Source organism: Leclercia sp. M-A074-M (genome assembly GCF_965195605.1).
In the GTDB taxonomy this organism is placed as follows: domain Bacteria; phylum Pseudomonadota; class Gammaproteobacteria; order Enterobacterales; family Enterobacteriaceae; genus Enterobacter.
On record NZ_CBDAHM010000002.1, the window covers coordinates 530,701 to 556,651 of the forward strand.

Genomic DNA, 25,951 nt, shown 5'->3' on the forward strand with positions numbered 1-25,951 from the left:
ATGATCAAGGCGACGGACAGAAAACTGGTAGTAGGACTGGAGATTGGCACTGCGAAGGTTGCTGCTTTAGTAGGGGAAGTTCTGCCCGACGGTATGGTCAATATCATTGGTGTGGGTAGCTGCCCCTCCCGTGGTATGGATAAAGGTGGGGTAAACGACCTCGAGTCGGTGGTGAAATGCGTACAGCGCGCCATCGATCAGGCCGAACTGATGGCAGATTGCCAGATTTCCTCCGTGTATCTGGCACTCTCTGGCAAACATATCAGCTGCCAGAACGAGATCGGTATGGTGCCGATCTCAGAAGAAGAAGTCTCGCAGGAAGACGTCGAGAACGTAGTGCATACTGCGAAGTCGGTGCGTGTCCGCGATGAGCATCGCGTACTGCATGTGATCCCGCAGGAATACGCCATCGATTATCAGGAAGGCATTAAAAATCCGGTGGGGCTTTCAGGCGTGCGTATGCAGGCAAAAGTGCACTTGATCACATGTCACAACGATATGGCGAAGAACATTGTTAAAGCCGTGGAACGTTGTGGCCTGAAAGTTGACCAACTTATTTTCGCCGGTCTGGCGGCAAGTTATTCGGTGCTGACTGAAGACGAACGTGAGCTGGGCGTCTGTGTCGTCGATATCGGCGGTGGTACTATGGACATGGCCGTCTACACCGGCGGAGCGCTGCGCCACACCAAAGTTATCCCTTATGCAGGGAATGTGGTCACCAGCGATATCGCGTATGCCTTTGGTACGCCACCGAGCGATGCTGAGGCGATTAAAGTGCGCCACGGGTGTGCGCTGGGCTCTATCGTTGGTAAAGATGAGAGCGTCGAAGTGCCGAGCGTCGGTGGTCGTCCGCCGCGCAGCCTGCAGCGCCAGACGTTGGCCGAGGTCATTGAGCCGCGTTATACCGAGCTGCTCAACCTCGTGAACGAAGAGATTTTGCAATTACAGGAACAGCTTCGCCAGCAGGGGGTTAAACATCATCTTGCGGCGGGGATTGTATTAACCGGCGGCGCGGCGCAAATTGAAGGTCTTGCGGCTTGCGCTCAGCGCGTGTTCCATACGCAGGTGCGCATTGGGGCACCGCTGAACATCACCGGTCTGACGGATTATGCTCAGGAGCCGTATTACTCAACGGCAGTGGGCTTGCTTCATTACGGGAAGGAAACCCATCTTAGTGGCGAAGCAGAAGTAGAAAAACGCACGTCGGTGGGTTCGTGGTTTAAACGAATCAACACCTGGCTGCGAAAAGAGTTTTAATTTTTGTAAGAGACCGGAGAGAATTAACGGTTTCAGGCGACAGGCACAAAACGGAGAGAAACTATGTTTGAACCTATGGAACTGACCAACGACGCGGTGATTAAAGTCATCGGCGTCGGTGGCGGCGGCGGTAATGCGGTAGAGCACATGGTGCGCGAGCGCATCGAAGGCGTTGAATTCTTCGCGGTGAACACCGATGCGCAGGCACTGCGTAAGACGGCTGTTGGCCAGACAATTCAGATCGGCGGCGGCATCACCAAAGGGCTGGGCGCTGGGGCAAACCCGGAAGTCGGCCGTAACGCTGCAGAAGAAGATCGTGAAGCACTGCGTGCGGCACTTGATGGTGCAGACATGGTGTTTATTGCCGCAGGCATGGGCGGTGGTACCGGAACCGGTGCTGCGCCAGTTGTTGCTGAAGTGGCTAAAGATTTAGGTATCCTGACTGTTGCCGTTGTGACCAAGCCTTTCAACTTTGAAGGCAAGAAGCGTATGGCGTTTGCAGAGCAGGGTATCACCGAGCTGTCCAAGCATGTGGACTCGCTGATCACTATTCCAAACGACAAACTGCTGAAAGTGCTGGGTCGTGGCATCTCTCTGCTGGACGCTTTTGGCGCGGCGAACGATGTTCTGAAAGGCGCAGTCCAGGGTATCGCCGAGCTGATCACCCGTCCAGGCCTGATGAACGTCGACTTTGCTGACGTGCGCACCGTGATGTCCGAAATGGGCTACGCGATGATGGGTTCCGGCGTGGCGAAAGGTGAAGACCGTGCAGAAGAAGCCGCTGAAATGGCGATCTCTTCTCCGCTGCTGGAAGATATCGATCTGTCTGGCGCGCGCGGCGTGCTGGTTAACATCACTGCGGGCTTCGACCTGCGTCTGGATGAGTTCGAAACCGTGGGTAACACCATTCGTGCGTTCGCCTCTGATAACGCAACCGTGGTAATCGGTACTTCCCTTGATCCGGAAATGAACGATGAGCTGCGCGTAACGGTTGTTGCGACCGGTATCGGTATGGACAAACGTCCTGAGATCACCCTGGTGACCAACAAAACTGCACAGCAGCCGGTGATGGATCGCTACCAGCCGCACGGCATGGCACCATTGACCCAGGAGCAGAAACCCGCAGCTAAGGTGGTGAATGACAATACGCCACAAACGCAGAAAGAGCCGGATTATCTGGACATTCCAGCATTCCTGCGTAAACAAGCTGATTAAGAATTAGCTGGAATTAGGGAATTTACGCTCTTTGTGCTAAACTGGCCGCCCGATAGTGATGTACACTCTCGGTTGGATAAGTAACTTGGCGAGATTATACGATGATCAAACAAAGGACATTAAAACGTATCGTTCAGGCGACAGGTGTCGGTTTACATACCGGCAAGAAAGTCACCCTGACGTTGCGCCCTGCGCCGGCCAATACCGGGGTCATCTATCGTCGCACCGACTTGAATCCACCGGTAGATTTCCCGGCTGATGCCAAATCTGTGCGTGATACCATGCTCTGTACTTGCCTGGTGAATGAGCATGACGTGCGGATCTCTACCGTAGAGCACCTGAATGCCGCCCTGGCGGGTCTGGGTATCGACAACATTATTGTTGAAGTCGATGCGCCGGAAATCCCGATTATGGATGGCAGTGCTGCACCGTTCGTCTACCTGTTGTTGGACGCCGGCATCGAAGAACTGAACAGTGCGAAGAAATTCGTACGTATCAAAGAGACCGTTCGTGTCCAGGATGGCGACAAATGGGCTGAATTCAAGCCGTTTAATGGTTTTTCGTTGGATTTCACCATCGACTTCAACCATCCGGCGATTGATTCCAGCACCCAGCGCTATGCGATGAACTTCTCTGCTGATGCGTTTATGCGTCAGATCAGTCGAGCGCGTACGTTTGGTTTCATGCGTGATATCGAATATCTGCAGTCCCGCGGCCTGTGCCTGGGCGGCAGCTTCGATTGTGCCATCGTTGTTGACGATTATCGCGTACTGAACGAAGACGGCCTGCGTTTTGAAGACGAATTCGTTCGTCACAAAATGCTGGATGCGATCGGCGACCTGTTCATGTGTGGTCACAACATCATTGGTGCGTTTACCGCGTATAAATCCGGTCACGCACTGAACAACAAATTGTTGCAGGCTGTTCTGGCAAAACAGGAAGCCTGGGAATATGTGACCTTCGAAGACGAAGCTGAACTGCCTCTGGCATTCAAAGCACCGAGCACGGTTCTGGCGTAACGGTAAATTCCGTTATGTAAATTCGACTGGTTGACCTGGCACTCTCTCCGGCCAGGAAGACCAGTCGTTTTTGTTTTTATCTTCCCCGTATTGCTGTAGTCAATGGCTCGTTTGCTGATTTCATCACCATTTTTAACCTCCTCTGTGGCGCATTACTGCTGCTGCAACCCGGCTTTAGTGTTACTATCTGGGCGCGAAAATATAAAAATCATACGGTGAGCCTGAAGGTTCACTTACTTGTGGTGGGGCAATTGAGCGGAATTCTGACGCGCTGGCGACAATTTGGCAGACGTTACTTCTGGCCGCATCTCCTTCTGGGGATGGTCGCGGCGAGTCTTGGCCTGCCCGCGCTCAGCAGTAACACCGAAACCGCAAATCCGGCAAAGACCACCACCACCCGCCACGATCTGAGCACGCGGGTCAATTTCACGAATCTCGCCCTGCTGGAAGCGAACCGCCGACCCAATTTCACGGTGGATTACTGGCATCAGCATGCGATTCGTACCGTCATCCGGCATCTCTCCTTTGCCATGGCGCCGCAGGCGTTACCTGTTGTCGAAGAGCCTTTACCGGTACAGGCGCACCATCTGGCGCTGCTCGATACACTCACCACGCTGCTTACGCAGCAAAGCAAGCCGCCGGTTATTGTCCGTCAGGTCGCGCTTGCCACACTTTATCCACAAACCGCTTTCTCTGTGTCCGCCTGGATTAGCCAGGTGCAGGGCATCCGCGCCGGACCTCAACGCCTCAGCTAAATTAACCGTTGTTCAATACCTTAATTTAACTGCCCATCATGGGGCGTTTGAGAATTTATTATGTTAATCAAATTACTAACAAAAGTTTTCGGTAGTCGTAACGATCGTACCCTGCGCCGCATGCGCAAAGCCGTCAGCGTCATCAACAGCCTTGAGCCGGCGATGGAAAAACTCTCTGATGAAGAGCTGAAAGCCAAAACCGCTGAATTCCGTGCCCGCCTTGAAAAAGGTGAAACCGTTGAAAGCCTGATCCCGGAAGCGTTCGCCGTGGTGCGTGAAGCGAGTAAGCGCGTGTTTGGCATGCGTCATTTCGACGTGCAGCTGCTGGGCGGGATGGTGCTGAACGACCGCTGCATCGCTGAGATGCGTACCGGTGAAGGTAAAACCCTGACCGCAACCCTGCCTGCCTACCTTAACGCCCTGTCGGGTAAAGGTGTGCACGTGGTTACCGTCAACGACTATCTGGCGCAGCGTGATGCCGAAAACAACCGTCCACTGTTCGAATTCCTCGGTATGACCGTCGGGATCAACATGTCTGGTTTGCCGGCCCCTGCGAAACGCGAAGCCTATAACGCCGACATCACCTACGGGACCAACAACGAATACGGCTTTGACTACCTGCGTGACAACATGGCCTTCAGCCCGGAAGAGCGCGTCCAGCGTAAGCTGCACTATGCGCTGGTGGATGAGGTGGACTCCATTCTGATCGACGAAGCGCGTACGCCGCTGATCATCTCTGGTCCGGCTGAAGACAGCTCCGAGATGTATCGCAAAGTCGATAAAATCATTCCGCACCTGATCCGTCAGGAAAAAGAGGACTCCGACACCTTCCAGGGTGAAGGTCACTTCTCCGTTGATGAAAAAGCCCGCCAGGTGAACCTGACCGAGCGCGGTCTGGTGCAGATCGAAGAGCTGCTGGTTGCCCAGGGCATTATGGAAGAGGGCGAGTCACTCTATTCCCCAGGCAATATCATGCTGATGCACCACGTCACTGCCGCCCTGCGCGCCCACGTGTTGTTTACCCGTGACGTGGACTACATCGTTAAGGATGGCGAAGTTATTATCGTCGACGAACATACCGGCCGTACCATGCAGGGTCGTCGCTGGTCCGACGGTCTGCATCAGGCCGTTGAAGCCAAAGAAAATGTCGATATCCAGAACGAGAACCAGACGCTGGCATCCATTACCTTCCAGAACTACTTCCGTCTGTACGAGAAGCTGGCAGGGATGACCGGTACGGCGGATACCGAAGCCTTCGAATTCAGCTCCATCTATAAGCTGGATACCGTAGTCGTTCCAACCAACCGTCCAATGATCCGTAAGGATATGCCGGACCTGGTCTACATGACCGAAGCGGAAAAAATTCAGGCCATCATCGAAGATATTCGCGACCGTACCGCCGCAGGCCAGCCGGTTCTGGTGGGGACTATCTCCATCGAAAAATCGGAAGTGGTCTCCAATGAGCTGACCAAAGCCGGGATCAAACACAACGTCCTGAACGCCAAGTTCCACGCTAAAGAGGCCGATATCGTTGCCCAGGCGGGCTATCCGGCAGCCGTGACCATCGCCACCAACATGGCGGGTCGTGGTACCGACATCATGCTGGGCGGTAGCTGGCAGGCTGAAGTGGCTGCGCTGGAAAACCCAACCCCGGAACAGATCGCGCAGATCAAAGCCGACTGGCAGGTTCGTCACGATGCGGTTCTGGCTGCGGGCGGTCTGCACATCATCGGTACGGAACGTCACGAATCCCGTCGTATTGACAACCAGCTGCGTGGCCGTGCGGGTCGTCAGGGTGATGCCGGTTCTTCACGCTTCTATCTGTCGATGGAAGATGCGTTGATGCGTATTTTCGCCTCTGACCGTGTGTCGGGCATGATGCGTAAACTGGGTATGAAACCGGGCGAAGCGATTGAACACCCGTGGGTGACCAAAGCCATCGCCAACGCCCAGCGTAAAGTGGAAAGCCGTAACTTCGATATTCGTAAGCAGCTGCTTGAGTATGATGATGTGGCCAACGACCAGCGTCGCGCTATCTACACCCAGCGTAACGAACTGCTGGACGTTTCCGACGTGAGCGAAACCATTAACAGCATTCGCGAAGATGTCTTCAAAGCGACTATCGATAACCATATTCCACCGCAATCTCTGGAAGAGATGTGGGATGTTGAAGGTCTGCAGGCGCGTCTGAAAAACGACTTCGACCTGGATCTGCCGATTCAGGAGTGGCTGGATAAAGAGCCGGAGCTGCATGAAGAGACCCTGCGCGAGCGTATTTTCGCTAACGCCCTTGAGGTCTATAAGCGTAAGGAAGAGGTGGTTGGCGCTGAGATGATGCGTCATTTCGAAAAAGGCGTGATGCTGCAAACCCTGGACTCCCTGTGGAAAGAGCACCTGGCAGCGATGGACTATCTGCGTCAGGGTATTCACCTGCGTGGCTATGCGCAAAAAGATCCGAAGCAGGAGTACAAGCGTGAATCCTTTGCGATGTTTGCCTCTATGCTTGAATCACTGAAGTACGAAGTGATCAGCACCCTGAGCAAAGTCCAGGTGCGCATGCCGGAAGAAGTGGAAGAGATGGAACAGCAGCGTCGTGAAGAAGCGGAGCGTCTGGCTCAGATGCAGCAGCTTAGCCATCAGGACGACGAAGAAGCCGCCGCCGCCGCAATTGCCGCGCAGTCCGGTGATCGTAAGGTCGGTCGTAACGATCCGTGCCCGTGCGGTTCCGGTAAAAAATACAAACAGTGCCATGGCCGTCTGAGCTAAGCCTGTAAAACACGTAAAAGGCGCAGATATCTGCGCCTTTTTTATGGATGCAAGACAATGAAAATACTGCAAATCGCTGTCGGGATCATTCGTAATTCCGATAACCAAATCTTTATTACCCAGCGTGCGGCCGATGCGCACATGGCGAATAAGTGGGAGTTTCCTGGCGGTAAGATTGAGTCCGGCGAGACGCCGGAACAGGCGCTTATCCGCGAGCTTCAGGAAGAGGTGGGCATCACGCCGCGCGGTGCGACCCTGTTCGATAAACTGGAATATACCTTTCCCGATCGCCATATCACGCTGTGGTTCTGGCTGGTGGAAAACTGGGAGGGGGAACCCTGGGGCAAAGAGGGACAGCCTGGAAACTGGGTGACGCTGAACGCGCTGGATGCCGATAAATTCCCACCGGCAAATGCGCCTGTCATTGCGCGTTTAGTGGCGGACTGACTGGCCTGCGAGCGAGGTGCCGGCAGGCCATGGGGACATTACTGCTGCTCTTCGCTCCAGTCATCGCTGTCGGACATATCGCCTGAGCTTGGAATGCGTTTCTCTTCCGCAGCCCACTCGCCCAGATCGATTAGCTGGCAGCGCTTGCTGCAAAAAGGGCGGAACGGGCTCTGTTCGCCCCAGACAACGGGCTTGCCACAGGTGGGGCAGTTCACGGTGGTGACTTCAGACATCTTAACTCCTTAGCAGCACGCCAGTTCAAAGTCGAGGCGTTCCGGCACCAGACCATGTTCACTGTCGAGCGGCATGAAACGGATCGCAAAGCGGCTCTTATGGCCTGAAATTTGCGGGTAAAGCTGATCGGCAAGGGAGAGCTGCAGGCGCAGGAGATCCGCATCTTCACCGTTATCCTGATAAAAACCATTCAGGCTGGTTTGCTTGCGGAATGGCGCTGAATTGCGGATTAAATCCAGGATCAGCGACAGCGCCTGGTTCAGCGGCTCAAGGCTGTTCAGCCAGCTTTGCACCTGCATATCGCGCTGTTCCTGCGGCATATGCAGCCAGATATGCAAGGTCGGTAAATCGAAACTGCAGCAGCCGCCGGGAATGCTCAGACGCTGACGCACCAGGGCGACCAGGCGGTCTTCACGCAAAAACTGGCCGATACGCGGCGCCGCCATTAATACGCCGCTGCTGTTTTTCAGCTGCTGGCGCAGGCTGTCGATGCGGCTGTTATCCACCCCCGGCACTTCTGCCCAGGCCTGCAGTTTACGCTGCTGGCGCTCCAGCTCTTTCAGTAATTCTGTGCGGACTTCGCCACGCTCTAACACATCCAGCAGATCGCTCACGTTGCGGAAAAAGTGCAGCGCCGTGGTGTGGTCATGAACCGGAAGCAGGCCGGAAAGCTGCTGGATCAAAAATTCGATGCGCAGCCAGGTGCGCATTTTTTCATTGAGGGGATGCTCGAAAAGAACATGGGTGTGCATTAGGCTTTTTCCTGTAAAACGGCCTGCGCCAGATATTGCTGATGCAGGCGAGCCACATCCGATGCAATGGCATCCGGTGAGCCGTTATTATCAATCACATCATCCGCGACGGCCAGGCGCGCTTCACGCGTGGCCTGCGCGGCAAGAATTTGTTCCGCATGTTCACGCCCGACGTTATCACGGGCGATGGTGCGCTGAATTTGTGTTGCCGGAGAGACATCCACAACCAGTACCCGGTCCGCTTTGTCATGGAGATTATTTTCCACAAGAAGCGGGACAACCCAGAGCACATAGGGTGAAGTCGCGTGTGCTATCTGTTTCTGCGTCTCCTGCTGGATAAGCGGGTGAAGCAGGGCGTTAAGCCAGGCTTTCTCTTCAGGATGCGTGAAAATGCGTTCGCGCAGCATTCGACGATTAAGGGTGCCGTCAGGCTCGATAATGTCGCTGCCGAAATGGTCTGCAATAGCGCGTAGTGCGGGTGTACCTGGCTCTACCACCTGGCGGGCAAGGATGTCGGCATCAATTATCGTGATACCCAGACGAGAGAAGGCGTCAGCCACAGTGCTTTTGCCACTGCCAATGCCTCCCGTTAATGCAACGATGTACCCCATTAAATAAAATCCTGGGAAATATTCATTATTGATATCAATTGCTTAAGATTTAATCTTTTATCAGCGAAGATTAAGCCCTGCTTACGTACTTTTTACCAGGTAAATTTATAGGATTGTAGCGTAAAAAAAGTGATTTTCGCAGTCTTGCGCAACAGGTATTAGTGCGTATGATAGCGTCACTGGAGTTGTGTGTTACGTTTTTCGACATTTACCCCAGTACCCCAGGAATCCGCAAATGCGTATCGAAGAAGATTTGAAGTTAGGTTTCAAAGACGTTCTTATCCGCCCTAAACGTTCTACTCTGAAAAGTCGCTCCGACGTTGAACTTGAACGTCAATTCACCTTTAAGCATTCCGGTCAGACCTGGTCTGGCGTACCTGTTATCGCCGCTAACATGGATACCGTCGGAACGTTTGCGATGGCAAAAGCGCTGGCTTCCTTCGACATTCTGACCGCTGTACACAAGCACTACAGCGTGGAAGAGTGGAATGCGTTTGCAGGCTCCGTATCTGAAAACGTGCTGAAGCACGTGATGGTCTCTACCGGCACCTCTGATGCCGATTTCGAAAAAACGAAACAGATCCTGATTGCTAACCCAAACCTTAACTTCATCTGTATTGATGTTGCGAATGGTTATTCTGAACACTTCGTTCAGTTCGTCAGCAAGGCGCGTCAGGCCTGGCCGACCAAAACCATTATTGCAGGTAACGTGGTTACCGGTGAAATGTGTGAAGAGCTGATCCTCTCCGGGGCAGATATCGTGAAAGTGGGGATTGGTCCGGGTTCTGTCTGCACCACGCGCGTTAAAACCGGCGTTGGTTATCCGCAGCTGTCAGCAGTGATCGAGTGTGCTGACGCAGCCCACGGTCTGGGTGGTCAGATCATCAGTGACGGTGGATGCACCATGCCGGGCGACGTGGCAAAAGCATTCGGCGGCGGCGCAGACTTCGTGATGCTGGGCGGTATGCTGGCTGGCCACGAAGAGAGCGGCGGTACCGTTGTTGAAGAAAACGGTGAAAAATTCATGCTGTTCTACGGCATGAGCTCTGAATCGGCCATGAACCGCCACGTGGGTGGTGTTGCGCAGTATCGTGCCGCTGAAGGTAAAACCGTTAAGCTGCCTCTGCGTGGCCCGGTTGAAAATACCGCGCGTGATATCCTGGGTGGCCTGCGTTCAGCATGTACCTATGTGGGGGCGTCCCGCCTGAAAGAGCTGACCAAGCGCACGACCTTTATCCGCGTTCAGGAGCAGGAAAACCGCGTTTTCAACAGCCTGTAATGCTTCTCGCTGGCGCGTTTTCGCGCCAGCGTTATCCCGCACTCATCGCATCCCCCAGATGGAAAATCGGTAGATACATCGCGACCACCAGCGTGCCGATAATCAATCCCGTCACAATCAGCAGTACTGGCTCCAGCAGTGAGGCTAAATTGTCGGCCTGCTGAAAGGTCTGCTCATTATGATGCTGCGCCAGGTTGCTCAGCATGGTGTCCAGCGCGCCCGATGCTTCGCCTGTGCGTACCAGCTGAATGCAGAGTGGCGTAAAAATTTCTGCCTCATTCAGGGCTGACCAGATGGGCAACCCCTGCATAATGCGATGCCGTATCGCCTGTAATTTCTCCTGCCAGAAGGGGCACTCCAGCGTCTCCTCCGTACTTTCCAGCCCTTGTATAAAGGCGATGCCCGCCTGTTGCGTGAGCGAGAGAACGGTGAATATCTGGCTGAGCTTTTGCCCCCGTACCAGCGGACCAATCACCGGGCTATTCAGCAGCAGACGCTGGGTGGCATATCGCCATCGTCGTTTGCGGCGAAGAAACAGCAGGCCGGATGTTATCGCTATAAGACTGAACAGTAGCGCCGCCCCCCGCTCCTGAAGCACGTTTGCCAGCCCCATCACTGCCCGCGTCAGGGCAGGTAACGGGGTGTTAAAGGTTTTATAGATAGCGGCAAACTCCGGCAGCACGAGCGTCACCATCGCCAGCACTACGGCGAAAGCCAGACCGAGAATGATTACCGGATAACGCAGCGCTTTTATTACCTTTGCGCTGAGTTGTTGCTGGGTTTTTTGCTGCTGCGCGAGCTGGCGACAACATTCGTCCAGCTTGCCGGTCAGCTCCCCGGTTTTGATCATCGAAACATAAAGCGGCGGAAAAACATGCGGCCATTTTTTCAGGGCGTCAGAGAAGGCACACCCGGCACTGAGATCGTCGGCGACGCTTTGCAACAACGCCTGCCATTGTCTGGCCGGGTGCTGCTGCGCCAGAAGCGCCAGCCCTGCCGACAGGGTTAACCCCGCCTGTAGCAATGTCGCCAGCTGATGGATAATGTCGTAGCGATGCTGCGCCTGCCACCGTGTCTGTTGCACGCATCGCCTGAGTTCCAGGGGAACGAGCGCTTTGCCATGCAGGATAGCCCATGCCGTTTGTTTGTCGGGTGCCCAAAGCGCGCCCGCCTGCCGCTCCCCCTGCGGGCTGAGTGCCCGCCAGCGCCAGAGTTGATTACCTGCCATCGGGCGCGCCCAGCATCTGCACCAGCTCTTCGAGGGTGGTGTGCCCCTGTTCTACCGCCATGCAGCCATGCTCAAACAGCGTGGTCATACCCGTCTGTCGGGCCAGCTTTTCGATCTCTTCCACCGACGCTCCGCTGGCAATGGCGGTGCGCAGCTCGCGGGTGATTACCATCACCTCGAAGATTGCCACCCGGCCATAAAAACCGTGGTAGCAGCGGTCGCAACCCACCGGCAGCCAGTGCGGCAAAGGGCGAGGCCACAACGCCTGGGGCAGGGGGGCATCCCGGCGGGCCTCCTGACGACAGTGCGGGCACAGCCGACGTACCAGCCGCTGGGCGATCACCAGAGACAATGCCGAAGAGATCATCCAGCGCGCCACGCCCATCTGCTGCAGGCGAACCAGCGTTTCGGCGGTAGAGTTGGTATGCAGCGTCGACAGCACAAGATGGCCAGTCTGGGCGGCATTGATCGCGATCCCGGCCGTTTCGCCATCACGTATTTCGCCCACCATGATGATGTCTGGATCCTGGCGTAGAAATGCACGCAATACGCTCTGGAAGGTTAACCCCGCCCGGGGGTTTATGGGGGTCTGGTTTAGCCCCTCGAGCGGGATTTCGACAGGATCTTCTACGCTGCAGATGTTCACAGCGGGCGTATTCCGGGCCTGTAACGCGCTGTAAAGGGTAACGGTTTTACCGCTGCCGGTGGGGCCCGTCACCAGAATCAGCCCCTGGGATTTATGCAGCGCTTCGGCGAATAATCGCTGCTGGATGGTGCTCATGCCCAGCTGATCCAGCAGGAGCGCCTGCTGCTCCTGCTGCAAAAGCCGCAGCACGATTTTTTCTCCATTGCGACAGGGAAGCGTGGCAATTCGAAACGAGACGGGGGCGCCGGAGAGCTCAACCGTAAATTGTCCATCCTGGGGTAAGCGCCGCTCGGCGATATCCAGATTGCCCAGCACCTTCAGCCTGGCGATCAGCGTAGTGCCCAGTTCGGACGAAAGAGGCTGTTGCGGATACAACACGCCGTCGATGCGTAACCGGATCTGCCAGCTCTCGTCGGCGGGCTCGATGTGAATATCCGATGCCCGCTGGCTCATCGCCTGCATCAGGGTGCGGTTGAGGATCTCAATGGCGGAGCGGGTTGAGATGGCGGCCACAGGCAGATGCGAGTCTGACGCGGTTTGCCGGTGCTTTTCCATTCTCTCGCTGGTCCAGCATTCGATATCTATCCTTTTCTGCGTCGCGAAACGTAACGCCTCCAGCAGCCCAACAGGCGGGTTACCCACCACGGCAATCGTGATGCTGTCCGGGGCGCTGGTCAGCAACAAAGCGTTGTGACGCTGACACAGCGCGGTGAGCTGGTCAGAATTCATTGCACGTTCTCCTCGCCAGCCGTAAAGCGGAACACCTCTTCACAGGCCTGCTTCAGCGCGCTGTCGTTGGCAATGGTGCAAACGCGCGTCCAGCCGGTGATGCCGTTGCCGTTATTCCATTGCGGCGTCATCACGACCTCCAGACCGTTCAGGCTCTCCTGACCCGTCAGGGTAACGGTACCCTTGACAATGCTCATGGCTGAGACATAGCGGGAGGTGGCAGGGGAGGGAACGCCGTTGACGCCCGCGTCGCAGCTTTCTGTCCCGCCATGATCGAGCGCGCAGAGTTCGACGGCGGTACGGTAGGGCAGGAAGGTTTGCAGCATGTCAGTGAGGGCGGCTTTTCGCAGGTAGTTCTGATAGGCCGGAATGCCGATGGCGCTAAGAATGGCGACGATGCCGATGACGACCATTAGCTCGATGAGGGTAAATCCTTTTTGTCTTTCCATGAGTCGCTCCTTGTGTGAACTGGCGCTACTGTGGCAGCACGGCAGAGCAGGGGCGAGCGGCAAAAATCATTTTGGGAAGCAGGATTCAGCGAGGAGTGTTGATGTTACAGCGTGATACAAGGGGGTTGCGAGAAGGGTCGGAAATCGGGGGAGCCCGGCCTCGGCAGACCGGGCTGAAGTCAGCTAGCGAAAGCGCATCGACAGATCGAGGGCGCGAATGTGTTTAGTCAGTGCGCCAACGGAGATGAAATCGACGCCGGTTTCGGCAAATTCACGTAAGGTTTCACGCGTCACGTTGCCAGAGACCTCGAGACGGGCCTGACCATTGGTACGCTTCACGGCTTCACGCATCTGCTCAGTTTCGAAGTTATCCAGCATGATGATGTCGGCACCCGCTTTCAGGGCGTCTTCCAGTTCCTGCAGGCTTTCTACTTCTACTTCGACCGGCACATCCGGGTGCAGCCAGAAGGCTTTTTCTACCGCCTGGCGAACGGAGCCGGAGGCGATAATGTGGTTCTCTTTAATCAGGAAGGCATCGGACAACCCCAGGCGATGGTTGGCGCCGCCGCCGCACAGCACGGCATATTTCAGCGCGGTACGCAGGCCGGGCAGGGTTTTGCGCGTATCCAACAGCTGGGTGTTTGTGCCTTCCAGCAGGTTGACGTAGCGGCGCACTTCGCTTGCCACGCCCGAGAGCGTCTGGACAAAGTTCAGCGCGGTGCGTTCACCGGTGAGCAGGACGCGCGATGGCCCTTCCAGTTCAAAGAGCGGCTGGTTAGCCACAATGCTGTCGCCATCTTCGACATGCCACGTCACCTGTACGCCATCCCCGGCCAGTTGCGTAAAGACCTCTTCCACCCAACGTTTGCCACAGAAAACGCCATCCTCACGGGTGATGACAACCGCATGGGAACGGGCATCCTCCGCCAGCAGCTGGGCGGTAATGTCGTTGTCTGCGTTGACGTCTCCACCCAGATCTTCGCGCAGCGCATTGGCGACGCTTGCCGGAATATCCATATTTATACGTTCCAGCAGTACGTTACGTCTGTGGTCGGGGTTGTAGCGGCGTGGCGGCATGTTAAAACTCCAAATTGGTAACGAATCATAAGATTGAAACATGCTACTCTGAACCGGGAATCAGCACCATATATAAGGAGATCCTGCATGCACTCAGAACATGGCTGGCTGGTGGAGGCTCGGCGTGTTCCTTCGCCACACCATGATTGCCGTCCAGAGGATGAAATCCCGTCGCTGCTGGTTGTGCATAACATCAGCCTGCCGCCCGGCGAGTTCGGCGGCCCGTGGATTGACGCGTTATTCACCGGGACAATCGATCCCGATGCTCACCCCTTTTTCGCAGAAATTGCCCACCTGCGCGTTTCTGCCCATTGTCTGATTCGTCGTGACGGCGAGATCGTCCAGTATGTTCCTTTCGATAAACGCGCCTGGCATGCGGGCGTTTCTCAGTATCAGGGGCGTGAACGCTGCAACGATTTTTCCATCGGTATTGAGCTCGAAGGGACAGATACGCTGCCCTACACCGATGCCCAATATCAGCAACTGGCTGCGGTAACGCGCACGCTGATTTCACTCTACCCGGCTATCGCCCACAACGTGACTGGGCACAGCGATATTGCGCCGCAGCGCAAGACCGATCCCGGCCCGGCGTTTGACTGGGAACGATTCAAAACCCTGCTTACCGCCCTGTCAGAAAAGGAGATGACATGACGTTATTTACCATGCTGCTGGTGTTGATTGCCGAGCGTTTGTTTAAGCTGGGCGAGCACTGGCATCTGGATCATCGGATGGAAGTGCTGTTTCGTCGCATCCGCCACTTTTCCATGATTCGCACACTGCTGATGACGGCGGGCGTGATGGTGGTGGTATTCCTGTTGCTGCGGTCGCTATATGGCCTCTTCTTCAACGTGCCGCTGCTGGTGGTGTGGATCCTGCTCGGTGTACTCTGTATTGGCGCAGGTAAGGTTCGTCTGCACTACCATGCCTACCTGAAGGCGGCCACTAACGGTGACCTGCATGCCCGTGGGGCGATGGCCAGCGAGCTGACCTTAATTCACGGTATTCCGCCGGAGTGCGATGAACGCGAGTTTTTACGCGAACTGCAGAATGCGCTGCTGTGGATTAACTACCGCTTCTATCTGGCGCCGTTGTTCTGGTTTGTGGTGGGCGGCGCGTGGGGCCCGGTTCTGCTGATGGGCTATGCGTTTTTACGCGCCTGGCAGAGCTGGCTGGCACGTTATCTGACCCCGCACGAGCGGTTGCAGTCTGGTATCGATGCGATCCTGCACGTGGTGGACTGGCTGCCGGTGCGGCTGTTCGGCGTGGTGTATGCCCTGATCGGCCACGGCGAGAAAGCCCTGCCGGCATGGTTCGCCTCGCTGGGCGATCGCCACACCTCGCAATATCTGGTGTTAACACGTCTGGCCCAGTTCTCCCTGGCCCTCGAGCCGCACACGGATAAGATCGCAACGCCGAAAGCGGCGGTCTCGATGGCTAAGAAAACCTCTTTTGTGGTGGTGGTGATTGTGGCGCTGCTGACCATCTACGGCACGCTGATCTAAACCAGCGCGCCGCAGGCTTCAGAGTGTATCAGCTGACGGGATGCCGAAATCGGGCATCCCGTTTTCGTTCCAGTTTACGGTTTTCAGGCGGGTGTGGCGGTTTGGATCGTACAGCGGATCGCCTTCGATTTCGGTGTAGTTGCGCGCATGGTAAACCAGCACGTCTTCCCCCTCCGGCGTTTGGGTAAAGCTGTTATGTCCCGGTCCGTACTGGCGATTCTCGTAGCTGGTGGTGAACACCGGCTGCGGGGATTTATGCCAGTTCGCCGGGTTACGTGGGTCAGCATTGAGGTCGATCCAGAGCAGTCCCATGCAGTAGTTTTCATCGGTGGCGCTGGCGGAGTAGCTGATAAATAGCCGATCGCCGTGGAACAGCACCGCCGGACCTTCGTTGACCCAGAAACCGCGGCACTCCCAGTCATATTCCGGTTTGCTGAGCATCACCGGATCGCCTTTGAGCGTCCATGGGTTTTCCATTTCGCACAGATAAAGGTTCGAGTTACCGGTGATATCCGGGGCTTTTTGCGCCCAGAGATACCAGCGTTTACCCTGATGGACAAAGGTGGTGGCATCCAGCGCAAAGGTATCAAAGTGCGTTTTGATCTGCCCCTTCTCTACCCATTTGCCGGTGAGCGGGTCGCTGTCGGCGCACTCCAGGGCATACATCCGGTGCTGGAACATGCCCAGCTCGTCCAGCGCCTGGGTGTGGGCCGCCGCGAAGTAGATGTACCATTTGCCGTCGATAGCATGCAGTTCCGGGGCCCAGATCAGATTACCCATCGGGCCGCTGTCGGGCTTATGCCAGACCACGACCTCTTGTGCGCTGCGCAGCCCTTCCAGCGAGTCGGCGCGGCGGATTGCCAGCCGGTCATACTCCGGAACCGAGGCAATAAAGTAGTACTGCCCTTCATGATGAAGAATGTACGGATCGGCGCGTTGTTCAATAAACGGGTTTGGCCAGGTTTGCATTCGGCTCTCCTTATTTCGTCTCAGCGGCGCTGAGTTCCTGATACTCGTTCAGCTCGCGGTAGTTATTGCGACGCTTCTCCAGGTCTTCCTGGATCCGCTTCATCGTTTCGCGGTCGACCTTCAGCAGACGCACCACGCCTGCGGTAATGAGGTATCCGATGCCAGGGATAACGGTGAAGAGCAGGACGATACCGTTGATGGCGTCAGCGCTTTGCGCTTTTGCGCCGGCATCATAACCGTACCAAGAGAGCAGGAAGCCCACCATGGCACCGGCAATGGCCAGACCCAGCTTGAGGAAGAAGATATTGCCGGAGAAGCTGATCCCGGTGATACGTTTCCCGGTTTTCCATTCGCCGTAGTCATCCACGTCGGCCATCAGGGACCAGTGCAGCGGGGATGGGATCTGGCGCAGGATGTTCAGCAGGAAGTAGAGCACCACAATGGTCACGGTGGCTTTTGGATCGAAGAAATAGAAGGCGCAGGAGAAGATCGCCAGCGCAATGTTGGTCCAGAAGAAGACCTTCAGTTTACACCAGCGGTCGGTCAGCACTTTTGCCATAACGCTGCCGAGCATCATGCCCACCACACCCAGGCTGATAAACAGGGTCGCAAAGTGGGTGCTTTGGCCCATCACCCAGGTGACGTAATACATGGTGGCCGCCATGCGGATAAAGCCAGGGCAGACGTTACACAGGGTCAGCAGCAGGATGCGCACCCACTGGTCGTTCTTCCAGACATCTTTCAGATCGTTTTTCAGTTCGTCATGGGTCTGTACCGCCGGGCGCACACGTTCGCGCACCGTGGCGAAGCAGAACAGGAACATGCAGGTGCCAATCAGCGCCAGCACGGTCATGGCCATCTGATAACCTTTGGCTTTGTCCTCGCCGCCGAACCAGTCGGCCATCGGCAGCAGCGTCAGCGACAGCAGCAGCGTGGCAATACCCACCAGCACAAAGCGGTAGGACTGGCAGGCAACACGCTCTTTAGGATCGTTGGTGATCACCCCGCCCAACGAGCAGTAGGGAATGTTAATCGCCGTATAGGTCAGAGAGAGCAGGAAGTAGGTGACGAAGGCATAGATAACTTTGCTGTTGTAGGTCCAGTCCGGGGTGGTGAACATCAGGATGCTGAAGAGCGCATAGGGGAAGGCGATCCACAGCAGCCATGGACGAAATCGCCCATACTTACTGCGGGTACGGTCGGCAATAGCCCCCATAATCGGGTCGGTAACGGCATCAATTACGCGTACCGAGAGCAGCAGTACGCCCACCAGGGCCGGTGCCAGGCCAAAAATATCCGTATAAAAATAATTCACAAACAACATGATGGCGCCAAAGATGATGTTGCACCCGGCATCACCCATCCCATAGCCGATCTTTTCTTTCACTGATAATTTATTGTTATCCATCGACGTTTCTCCGAGTAGCGGTATGGAGAGAATTATTCGCTGGCAAAGGAAAATATGCGTTGCAATATAACGTCGCTGATATGGATAAAATTGCTGTTGAAGGGAAAGTGTGAGGAAGGTAACAACCCTCTGCGTCCGGGAGGACGCAGAGGGGAGAGGATTAGTGCGCTTTTACCGTTTTAGCATTTTTCTGCTTACACATGTAGCCCACCCCGAGGATCACAATCCATACCGGGAGCAGGTAGACCGAAATGGCCATGCCTGGGGTCATCAGCATAATAACCAGTACGGCGGCCATGAACAGCAGGCAAACCCAGTTACCCAGCGGGTAGAGCAGGGCAGGGAAACGTGTTTTCACGCCCTGCTGCTGCTTGGCACGACGGAACTTCATGTGCGCCAGGCTAATCATCGCCCAGTTGATCACCAGGGCAGAGACCACCAGCGCCATCAGCAGGCCGAAGGCCGATTCCGGCGCCAGGTAGTTGATGAGCACGCAGAGTGCGGTCACCACAGCCGACACCAGGATGGTGTTCACCGGTACGCCACGTTTATCCACAGAGAGCAGCGCTTTCGGGGCGTTACCCTGCTGGGCCAGGCCGAACAGCATACGGCTGTTGCAGTAGACGCAGCTGTTGTAAACCGACAGCGCCGCGGTCAGTACTACTACGTTCAGCGCGTTCGCTACTAAAGTGTCGCCCAGCTCGTGGAAGATGAGGACAAACGGGCTGGTATCTGCGGTGACGCGGGTCCATGGCAGCAGGGAGAGCAGCACGGCCAGCGAGCCCACATAGAAGATCAGGATACGGTAGATAACCTGGTTGGTCGCTTTCGGGATGCTCTGCTCCGGGTTGTCTGCTTCCGCGGCGGTGATACCCACCAGCTCCAGCCCCCCGAAGGAGAACATGATGATCGCCATCATCATCACCAGTCCGGTCATGCCGTGCGGCAGGAAGCCGCCCTGATCCCACAGGTTGCTGACGCTTGCCTGCGGGCCGCCATTGCCGCTGAAGAGCAGCCAGCCGCCGAACAGGATCATCGCCACAACGGCGATAACTTTAATAATGGCAAACCAGAACTCCATCTCGCCGAACACTTTCACGTTGGTCAGGTTAATGGCGTTGATGACCACAAAGAAGACTGCCGCTGAGGCCCAGGTTGGGATTTCAGGCCACCAGAACTGGATATATTTACCGACCGCGGTCAGTTCCGCCATCGCGACAAGAACATAGAGGACCCAGTAGTTCCAGCCGGACGCGAAGCCGGCAAAACTGCCCCAATATTTATAAGCAAAATGGCTGAAGGAACCGGCTACCGGTTCTTCAACCACCATCTCGCCCAACTGACGCATAATAAGGAATGCGATAAAACCGGCAATGGCATAGCCCAGAATAATACCCGGCCCGGCAGACTGAATAACCGATGCGCTACCCAGAAACAGGCCGGTACCGATCGCACCACCGAGGGCAATAAGCTGGATATGGCGGTTTTTAAGGCCGCGCTTTAGCTGATCGCCGTGCTGTTGACCTTCCATTATAAAACCTCGTGTGTGGTTGTTATGTTCACGCTCTGGCGTGTGTAATTATGAAATTCCATTTCATGTATTTATTAGTTTACGGTTCAATTGGCTGAAATAACCGGCTGTGTCTTCCGTATTCGGAAGAATAGTGGTAAGCGACGGCGAATGCACCTGCTTTATGCGAGGAGAAAGCGAGTTCGAATAAAAAGAAAGCATTTGTAAATCGTCCCGTTTAATTCCCTTTATCAACCTATAGAATAAAAATGCGCCATAAGTGGGCAGAATTTCATTTTTTACTCCGCTAAATCGGTTCAGATCGCACTTTTCACCGTTTCAATAAAGTTAAAACTGCCTCTTTCGGGGTAATCAATTCATTTGTGCAGAGTTACATTTTTGAAACGTTATTTCTGTAAGGTTGTTAAAATAAGCAGGGTTTAATGATTTCAATCAAAACCAATATGGACACAAGGTGAATACTTTGTTACTTTAGCGATACGAACATGAAATTGGTAAGACCAATTGACTCCGGGCAAAAAGGCGTAAGACAGGGAATATGGCCTACAGCAAAATTCGCCAACCAAAATTATCCGATGTGATTGAGCAGCAGCTGGAGTTTTTGATCCTTGAGGGGACCCTGCGCCCCGGTGAAAAACTACCACCTGAACGCGAACTGGCTAAACAGTTCGACGTTTCCCGTCCCTCGCTGCGTGAGGCGATCCAACGCCTTGAAGCCAAGGGCCTGCTGCTTCGTCGCCAGGGGGGCGGAACCTTTGTGCAAAACAGCCTGTGGCAGAGTTTCAGCGACCCGTTAGTGGAGCTGCTCTCCGACCACCCAGAATCCCAGTTTGATCTGCTTGAGACCCGTCACGCGCTTGAAGGCATCGCGGCTTATTACGCGGCGCTGCGCAGCAATGATGCCGATCGCGAGCGCATCCGCGAACTGCATCAGGCCATCGAACGGGCTCAGGAATCCGGCGATCTCGACGCCGAGTCCGACGCCGTCGTCCAGTATCAAATCGCCGTCACTGAAGCGGCCCACAACGTGGTGCTCCTCCATCTGCTACGCTGCATGGAGCCAATGCTTGCCCAGAACGTTCGTCAGAATTTTGAATTGTTGTATGCCCGCCGGGAGATGCTTCCGCTGGTCAGCAACCATCGCACCCGAATATTCGAGGCGATAATGGCCGGGGAGCCGGAGCAGGCGCGTGAAGCGTCGCACCGTCACCTGGCTTTCATTGAGGAAATCTTGCTGGACCGCAGCCGTGAACAGTCGCGTCGCGAACGTTCATTACGCCGCATACAGCAACGAAAGGATTAAGCGCCAGTTTTTTAGAGCGCGGCAACTAAACGCAGAACCTGTCTTATTGCGTTTTCTGGCGAAAATGCAATGGGACAGGTTCCAGACAAATCAACGTATTAGATAGATAAGGAATACCCCCATGTCAGAACGTCTCCAAAATGACGTGGATCCGATCGAAACTCGCGACTGGCAACAGGCGATCGAATCGGTCATCCGTGAAGAAGGTGTTGAGCGCGCTCAGTATCTGATTGAACAGATGCTTTCTGAAGCCCGCAAAGGCGGCGTGAAAGTAGCTGCAGGTGCAGGGGCTAACAACTACGTAAACACGATTGCCGTTGAAGACGAACCGGAATATCCGGGCAATCTGGATCTGGAACGCCGTATCCGTTCTGCAATCCGCTGGAACGCCATCATGACCGTTCTGCGCGCATCCAAAAAAGATCTGGAGCTGGGTGGCCACATGGCATCCTTCCAGTCCTCTGCAACCGTTTATGAAGTGTGCTTTAACCACTTCTTCCGCGCGCGCACCGAGAAAGACGGCGGCGACCTGGTCTACTTCCAGGGCCACATCTCTCCGGGCGTCTACGCACGTGCGTTCCTGGAAGGTCGTCTGACTGAAGAGCAGATGAACAACTTCCGTCAGGAAGTTCACGGTAAAGGTCTCTCCTCCTATCCGCACCCGAAACTGATGCCAGAATTCTGGCAGTTCCCGACCGTTTCCATGGGTCTGGGCCCAATCGGTGCGATCTACCAGGCTAAATTCCTGAAATATCTGGAACATCGTGGCCTGAAAGATACCTCTCAGCAGACCGTTTACGCCTTCCTGGGCGACGGCGAGATGGATGAGCCAGAATCCAAAGGCGCGATCACCATCGCGACCCGTGAGAAGCTGGACAACCTCTGCTTCATCATCAACTGTAACCTGCAGCGTCTGGATGGTCCGGTAACCGGTAACGGCAAGATCATCAACGAACTGGAAGGCATCTTCGCAGGTGCTGGCTGGAACGTTATTAAAGTGATGTGGGGCGGTCGTTGGGACGAGCTGCTGCGTAAAGATACCAGCGGTAAGCTGATCCAGCTGATGAACGAAACCGTTGACGGCGACTACCAGACCTTCAAATCCAAAGACGGTGCCTATGTTCGTGAGCACTTCTTCGGTAAATATCCTGAAACCGCAGCCCTGGTTGCAGACTGGACTGACGAGCAGATCTGGGCCCTGAACCGTGGTGGTCACGATCCGAAGAAAGTCTACGCTGCACTGAAAAAAGCGCAGGAAACCAAAGGTAAAGCAACCGTCATCCTGGCTCATACCGTTAAAGGTTATGGCATGGGTGACACTGCCGAAGGTAAAAACATCGCGCACCAGGTTAAGAAAATGAACATGGACGGCGTGCGTTATATCCGCGACCGTTTCAACGTTCCAGTGACCGACGAGCAGGTTGAAAACCTCTCTTACATCACCTTCCCGGAAGGTTCTGAAGAGCACACCTATCTGCACGCGCAGCGTCAGAAACTGAACGGCTACCTGCCGTCCCGTCAGGTGAACTTCACTGAGAAACTGGAACTCCCAGCGCTGGAAGACTTCTCTCAGCTGCTGGAAGAGCAGAACAAAGAGATCTCTACCACTATCGCCTTCGTGCGTGCCCTGAACGTGATGCTGAAGAACAAGTCGATCAAAGATCGTCTGGTGCCAATCATCGCGGACGAAGCGCGTACCTTCGGTATGGAAGGTCTGTTCCGTCAGATCGGTATCTACAGCCCGAACGGCCAGCAGTACACCCCGCAGGACCGTGAGCAGGTTGCATACTACAAAGAAGACGAGAAAGGCCAGATCCTGCAGGAAGGTATCAACGAGCTGGGCGCAGGCGCATCCTGGCTGGCTGCTGCGACCTCCTACAGCACCAACAACCTGCCGATGATCCCGTTCTACATCTACTACTCCATGTTCGGGTTCCAGCGTATCGGCGACCTGTGCTGGCAGGCAGGCGACCAGCAGGCTCGCGGCTTCCTGATCGGTGGTACTTCCGGTCGTACGACCCTGAACGGCGAAGGTCTGCAGCACGAAGATGGTCACAGCCACATTCAGTCTCTGACTATCCCGAACTGTATCTCTTACGATCCGTCTTACGCGTACGAAGTGGCAGTCATCATGCATGACGGTCTGCAGCGCATGTACGGTGAAGCGCAAGAGAACATTTACTACTACATCACCACCCTGAACGAAAACTACCACATGCCGGCCATGCCGGAAGGTGCCGAGGAAGGTATCCGTAAAGGTATCTACAAACTCGAAACCGTTGAAGGTAGCAAAGGTAAAGTTCAGCTGCTGGGCTCCGGTTCTATCCTGCGTCACGTCCGTGAAGCAGCGCAGATCCTGGCGAAAGACTACGGTGTGGGCTCCGACGTGTACAGCGTAACCTCCTTCACTGAACTGGCGCGTGATGGCCAGGATTGTGAGCGCTGGAACATGCTGCACCCGCTGGAAACTCCGCGCGTTCCGTACATCGCTCAGGTGATGAACGACGCTCCGGCCGTAGCATCTACTGACTACATGAAACTGTTCGCAGAGCAGGTTCGTACTTACGTTCCAGCTGATGATTATCGCGTACTGGGTACTGACGGCTTCGGTCGTTCTGACAGCCGCGAAAACCTGCGTCACCACTTCGAAGTTGATGCTTCTTACGTGGTTGTAGCAGCCCTGGGCGAACTGGCTAAACGTGGCGAAATCGATAAGAAAGTGGTTGCGGACGCAATTACCAAATTCAACATCGATGCAGAAAAAGTTAACCCGCGTCTGGCGTAAGAGGTAAAAGAATAATGGCTATCGAAATCAATGTACCGGACATCGGGGCTGATGAAGTTGAAATCACCGAGATCCTGGTCAAAGTAGGCGACAAAGTTGAAGCTGAACAGTCGCTGATCACCGTAGAAGGCGACAAAGCCTCTATGGAAGTCCCGTCTCCTCAGGCTGGCATCGTTAAAGAGATCAAAGTCTCTGTTGGCGATAAAACCGAGACTGGCAAACTGATCATGATTTTCGATTCCGCCGATGGTGCAGCCGCTGCTGCACCTGCGCAGGAAGAGAAGAAAGAAGCCGCTCCAGCCGCCGCTGCTCCAGCAGCTGCTGCGGCAGCGAAAGAAGTTAACGTGCCTGACATCGGTGGTGACGAAGTTGAAGTCACTGAGATCCTGGTGAAAGTGGGCGATACCGTTGCGGCTGAGCAGTCCCTGATCACCGTAGAAGGCGATAAAGCTTCTATGGAAGTGCCAGCACCGTTCGCGGGCACCGTTAAAGAGATCAAGATCAACACCGGTGACAAAGTCTCTACTGGCTCCCTGATCATGGTCTTCGAAGTGGCGGGTGCTGAAGGCGCTGCGGCTCCAGCGAAAGCGGAAGCTGCTCCGGCTCAGGCTGCTGCTCCAGCTGCGGCTGGCGGTGCGAAAGAGGTTAACGTTCCTGACATCGGTGGTGACGAAGTTGAAGTCACCGAAGTGATGGTGAAAGTGGGCGATAAAGTTGCCGCTGAACAGTCACTGATCACCGTTGAAGGCGACAAGGCTTCTATGGAAGTGCCTGCGCCGTTCGCCGGTACCGTTAAAGAGATCAAAATCAGCACCGGCGACAAAGTTTCTACTGGCTCCCTGATCATGGTCTTCGAAGTGGAAGGCGCTGCGCCTGCAGCCGCTCCGGCCGCTGCTGCTGCGCCAGCACCTGCTGCTGCACCGGCTCAGGCTGCTAAACCAGCTGCCGCTCCGGCTGCGAAAGCGGAAGGCAAATCTGAGTTCGCTGAAAACGACGCATACGTCCACGCGACCCCGCTGATTCGTCGCCTGGCGCGCGAATTCGGTGTGAACCTGGCGAAAGTGAAAGGGACTGGCCGTAAAGGTCGTATCCTGCGTGAAGACGTTCAGGCTTACGTGAAAGAGGCGGTTAAACGCGCTGAAGCGGCACCTGCTGCTGCCACCGGTGGCGGTATCCCGGGCATGCTGCCTTGGCCGAAAGTGGACTTCAGCAAGTTCGGCGAAATCGAAGAAGTGGAACTGGGCCGTATCCAGAAAATCTCTGGTGCTAACCTGAGCCGTAACTGGGTGATGATCCCGCACGTTACCCACTTCGACAAAACCGATATCACCGATCTGGAAGCGTTCCGTAAACAGCAGAACGCCGAAGCTGAGAAGCGTAAACTGGACGTGAAATTCACCCCAGTGGTCTTCATCATGAAGGCAGTTGCTGCGGCTCTGGAACAGATGCCACGCTTCAACAGCTCCCTGTCCGAAGATGGCCAGAAGCTGACGCTGAAGAAATACATCAACATCGGTGTTGCGGTTGATACGCCAAACGGTCTGGTTGTTCCGGTCTTTAAAGACGTGAACAAGAAGAGCGTTACCGAGCTGTCTCGTGAACTGACCACCATCTCCAAGAAAGCGCGTGATGGTAAGCTGACTGCCGGCGAAATGCAGGGCGGCTGCTTCACTATCTCCAGCATCGGCGGCCTGGGTACTACCCACTTCGCGCCGATTGTTAACGCGCCGGAAGTGGCGATCCTTGGTGTCTCCAAGTCTGCGATGGAGCCGGTGTGGAATGGTAAAGAGTTTGTGCCGCGTCTGATGATGCCAATCTCTCTCTCCTTCGACCACCGCGTGATCGACGGTGCTGATGGTGCGCGCTTTATCACCATCATCAACAACATGCTGAGCGACATTCGCCGCCTGGTGATGTAAGTAAAAAAGCCGGCCTGACGGCCGGCTTTTTTCTGTTAATCTCATGTGGTTCGTGAGGTTATTGGCGAAA

22 protein-coding genes are annotated in these 25,951 nt (G+C 55.3%); 12 read left to right on the forward strand and 10 right to left on the reverse strand.

The genetic code is table 11. The features are described from left to right. The 6 genes from ftsA to mutT all read left to right on the forward strand — a co-directional run bounded on the left by ftsA (window position 1) and on the right by mutT (window position 7,459). Window positions 1-1,257, forward strand: a complete 1,257-nt coding sequence (gene ftsA / locus ACOKCT_RS06175; RefSeq protein ID WP_103178274.1) for a cell division protein FtsA — start codon at window positions 1-3, stop codon at window positions 1,255-1,257. Between the two features lie 63 nt (window positions 1,258-1,320). Further along, on the forward strand, window positions 1,321-2,472 hold the full coding sequence (gene ftsZ / locus ACOKCT_RS06180) for a cell division protein FtsZ (protein WP_103178275.1): 1,152 nt from the start codon (window positions 1,321-1,323) through the stop codon (window positions 2,470-2,472). A 101-nt stretch (window positions 2,473-2,573) separates the two neighbouring features. After that, window positions 2,574-3,491: a UDP-3-O-acyl-N-acetylglucosamine deacetylase gene (lpxC, locus tag ACOKCT_RS06185; RefSeq protein WP_103178276.1), complete on the forward strand. Its 918-nt coding sequence runs from the start codon at window positions 2,574-2,576 to the stop codon at window positions 3,489-3,491. A 251-nt stretch (window positions 3,492-3,742) separates the two neighbouring features. Then, window positions 3,743-4,246 carry a secA translation cis-regulator SecM gene (gene secM / locus ACOKCT_RS06190; protein ID WP_139156317.1) on the forward strand — a complete coding sequence of 168 codons (504 nt, stop codon included), beginning with the start codon at window positions 3,743-3,745 and terminating at the stop codon, window positions 4,244-4,246. 60 nt (window positions 4,247-4,306) lie between these two features. Further along, on the forward strand, window positions 4,307-7,012 hold the full coding sequence (gene secA, locus ACOKCT_RS06195) for a preprotein translocase subunit SecA (RefSeq protein ID WP_103178277.1): 2,706 nt from the start codon (window positions 4,307-4,309) through the stop codon (window positions 7,010-7,012). 57 nt (window positions 7,013-7,069) lie between these two features. After that, entirely contained in the window at window positions 7,070-7,459 is a 390-nt protein-coding gene (gene mutT, locus ACOKCT_RS06200) for an 8-oxo-dGTP diphosphatase MutT (RefSeq protein WP_103178278.1), read from the forward strand. Window positions 7,460-7,497: 38 nt separating this feature from the next. Here the strand turns inward: mutT and yacG are convergent, their stop codons facing one another. From yacG to coaE, 3 genes are read right to left on the reverse strand one after another with little or no spacing between them, the layout of a single operon-like run. After that, window positions 7,498-7,692, reverse strand: coding sequence for a DNA gyrase inhibitor YacG (gene yacG / locus ACOKCT_RS06205; protein ID WP_103178279.1), 195 nt, complete (start codon window positions 7,690-7,692; stop codon window positions 7,498-7,500). Window positions 7,693-7,701: 9 nt separating this feature from the next. Next, a complete protein-coding gene (gene zapD / locus ACOKCT_RS06210) occupies window positions 7,702-8,445 on the reverse strand; it encodes a cell division protein ZapD (protein ID WP_103178280.1) in 744 nt (247 codons plus the stop codon). Continuing rightward, window positions 8,445-9,056 (reverse strand): dephospho-CoA kinase, encoded by a 612-nt coding sequence (coaE, locus tag ACOKCT_RS06215; RefSeq protein WP_103178281.1) that lies wholly within the window; start codon window positions 9,054-9,056, stop codon window positions 8,445-8,447. The genes zapD and coaE overlap by 1 nt, the downstream gene beginning before the upstream one ends. A gap of 235 nt (window positions 9,057-9,291) precedes the next feature. Here coaE and ACOKCT_RS06220 point away from each other — a divergent pair, with 235 nt between their 5' ends. After that, window positions 9,292-10,335, forward strand: coding sequence for a GMP reductase (locus ACOKCT_RS06220; protein WP_103178282.1), 1,044 nt, complete (start codon window positions 9,292-9,294; stop codon window positions 10,333-10,335). Window positions 10,336-10,366: 31 nt separating this feature from the next. Here the strand turns inward: ACOKCT_RS06220 and hofC are convergent, their stop codons facing one another. The 4 genes from hofC to nadC all read right to left on the reverse strand — a co-directional run bounded on the left by hofC (window position 10,367) and on the right by nadC (window position 14,464). Continuing rightward, complete coding sequence (gene hofC, locus ACOKCT_RS06225) at window positions 10,367-11,563, reverse strand: protein transport protein HofC (RefSeq protein ID WP_103178283.1); 1,197 nt, start codon at window positions 11,561-11,563, stop codon at window positions 10,367-10,369. Next, window positions 11,553-12,938 (reverse strand): type II secretion system protein GspE, encoded by a 1,386-nt coding sequence (gspE, locus tag ACOKCT_RS06230; protein WP_103178284.1) that lies wholly within the window; start codon window positions 12,936-12,938, stop codon window positions 11,553-11,555. Before gspE ends, hofC begins: the two co-directional genes overlap by 11 nt. Next, on the reverse strand, window positions 12,935-13,387 hold the full coding sequence (gene ppdD, locus ACOKCT_RS06235; RefSeq protein ID WP_156653917.1) for a prepilin peptidase-dependent pilin: 453 nt from the start codon (window positions 13,385-13,387) through the stop codon (window positions 12,935-12,937). Before ppdD ends, gspE begins: the two co-directional genes overlap by 4 nt. A gap of 183 nt (window positions 13,388-13,570) precedes the next feature. After that, the gene (nadC, locus tag ACOKCT_RS06240; protein WP_103823262.1) at window positions 13,571-14,464 is read right to left on the reverse strand and encodes a carboxylating nicotinate-nucleotide diphosphorylase; all 894 of its coding nucleotides are present in this window, start codon (window positions 14,462-14,464) and stop codon (window positions 13,571-13,573) included. A gap of 87 nt (window positions 14,465-14,551) precedes the next feature. Here nadC and ampD point away from each other — a divergent pair, with 87 nt between their 5' ends. Further along, complete coding sequence (gene ampD / locus ACOKCT_RS06245) at window positions 14,552-15,115, forward strand: 1,6-anhydro-N-acetylmuramyl-L-alanine amidase AmpD (RefSeq protein ID WP_180210889.1); 564 nt, start codon at window positions 14,552-14,554, stop codon at window positions 15,113-15,115. Then, on the forward strand, window positions 15,112-15,966 hold the full coding sequence (gene ampE, locus ACOKCT_RS06250; RefSeq protein ID WP_420193281.1) for a beta-lactamase regulator AmpE: 855 nt from the start codon (window positions 15,112-15,114) through the stop codon (window positions 15,964-15,966). Before ampD ends, ampE begins: the two co-directional genes overlap by 4 nt. An 18-nt stretch (window positions 15,967-15,984) precedes the next feature. On the opposite strand, the gene ACOKCT_RS06255 is transcribed toward ampE, so the two are convergent. The 3 genes from ACOKCT_RS06255 to aroP form a co-directional block, all read right to left on the reverse strand. Further along, window positions 15,985-16,935 (reverse strand): family 43 glycosylhydrolase, encoded by a 951-nt coding sequence (locus ACOKCT_RS06255; protein WP_103178289.1) that lies wholly within the window; start codon window positions 16,933-16,935, stop codon window positions 15,985-15,987. 10 nt (window positions 16,936-16,945) lie between these two features. Beyond that, window positions 16,946-18,343 carry a glycoside-pentoside-hexuronide (GPH):cation symporter gene (locus ACOKCT_RS06260; RefSeq protein WP_420193282.1) on the reverse strand — a complete coding sequence of 466 codons (1,398 nt, stop codon included), beginning with the start codon at window positions 18,341-18,343 and terminating at the stop codon, window positions 16,946-16,948. Window positions 18,344-18,503: 160 nt separating this feature from the next. Continuing rightward, window positions 18,504-19,874, reverse strand: coding sequence for an aromatic amino acid transporter AroP (gene aroP / locus ACOKCT_RS06265; RefSeq protein WP_420193283.1), 1,371 nt, complete (start codon window positions 19,872-19,874; stop codon window positions 18,504-18,506). A gap of 538 nt (window positions 19,875-20,412) precedes the next feature. On the opposite strand from aroP, the gene pdhR reads away from it, so the two are divergent. The 3 genes from pdhR to aceF all read left to right on the forward strand — a co-directional run bounded on the left by pdhR (window position 20,413) and on the right by aceF (window position 25,881). Continuing rightward, complete coding sequence (gene pdhR, locus ACOKCT_RS06270) at window positions 20,413-21,177, forward strand: pyruvate dehydrogenase complex transcriptional repressor PdhR (RefSeq protein ID WP_039030352.1); 765 nt, start codon at window positions 20,413-20,415, stop codon at window positions 21,175-21,177. 121 nt (window positions 21,178-21,298) lie between these two features. After that, window positions 21,299-23,962 (forward strand): pyruvate dehydrogenase (acetyl-transferring), homodimeric type, encoded by a 2,664-nt coding sequence (gene aceE / locus ACOKCT_RS06275; RefSeq protein ID WP_103178292.1) that lies wholly within the window; start codon window positions 21,299-21,301, stop codon window positions 23,960-23,962. 14 nt (window positions 23,963-23,976) lie between these two features. Continuing rightward, entirely contained in the window at window positions 23,977-25,881 is a 1,905-nt protein-coding gene (gene aceF / locus ACOKCT_RS06280) for a pyruvate dehydrogenase complex dihydrolipoyllysine-residue acetyltransferase (protein WP_103178293.1), read from the forward strand. Window positions 25,882-25,951 lie beyond the last annotated feature (70 nt).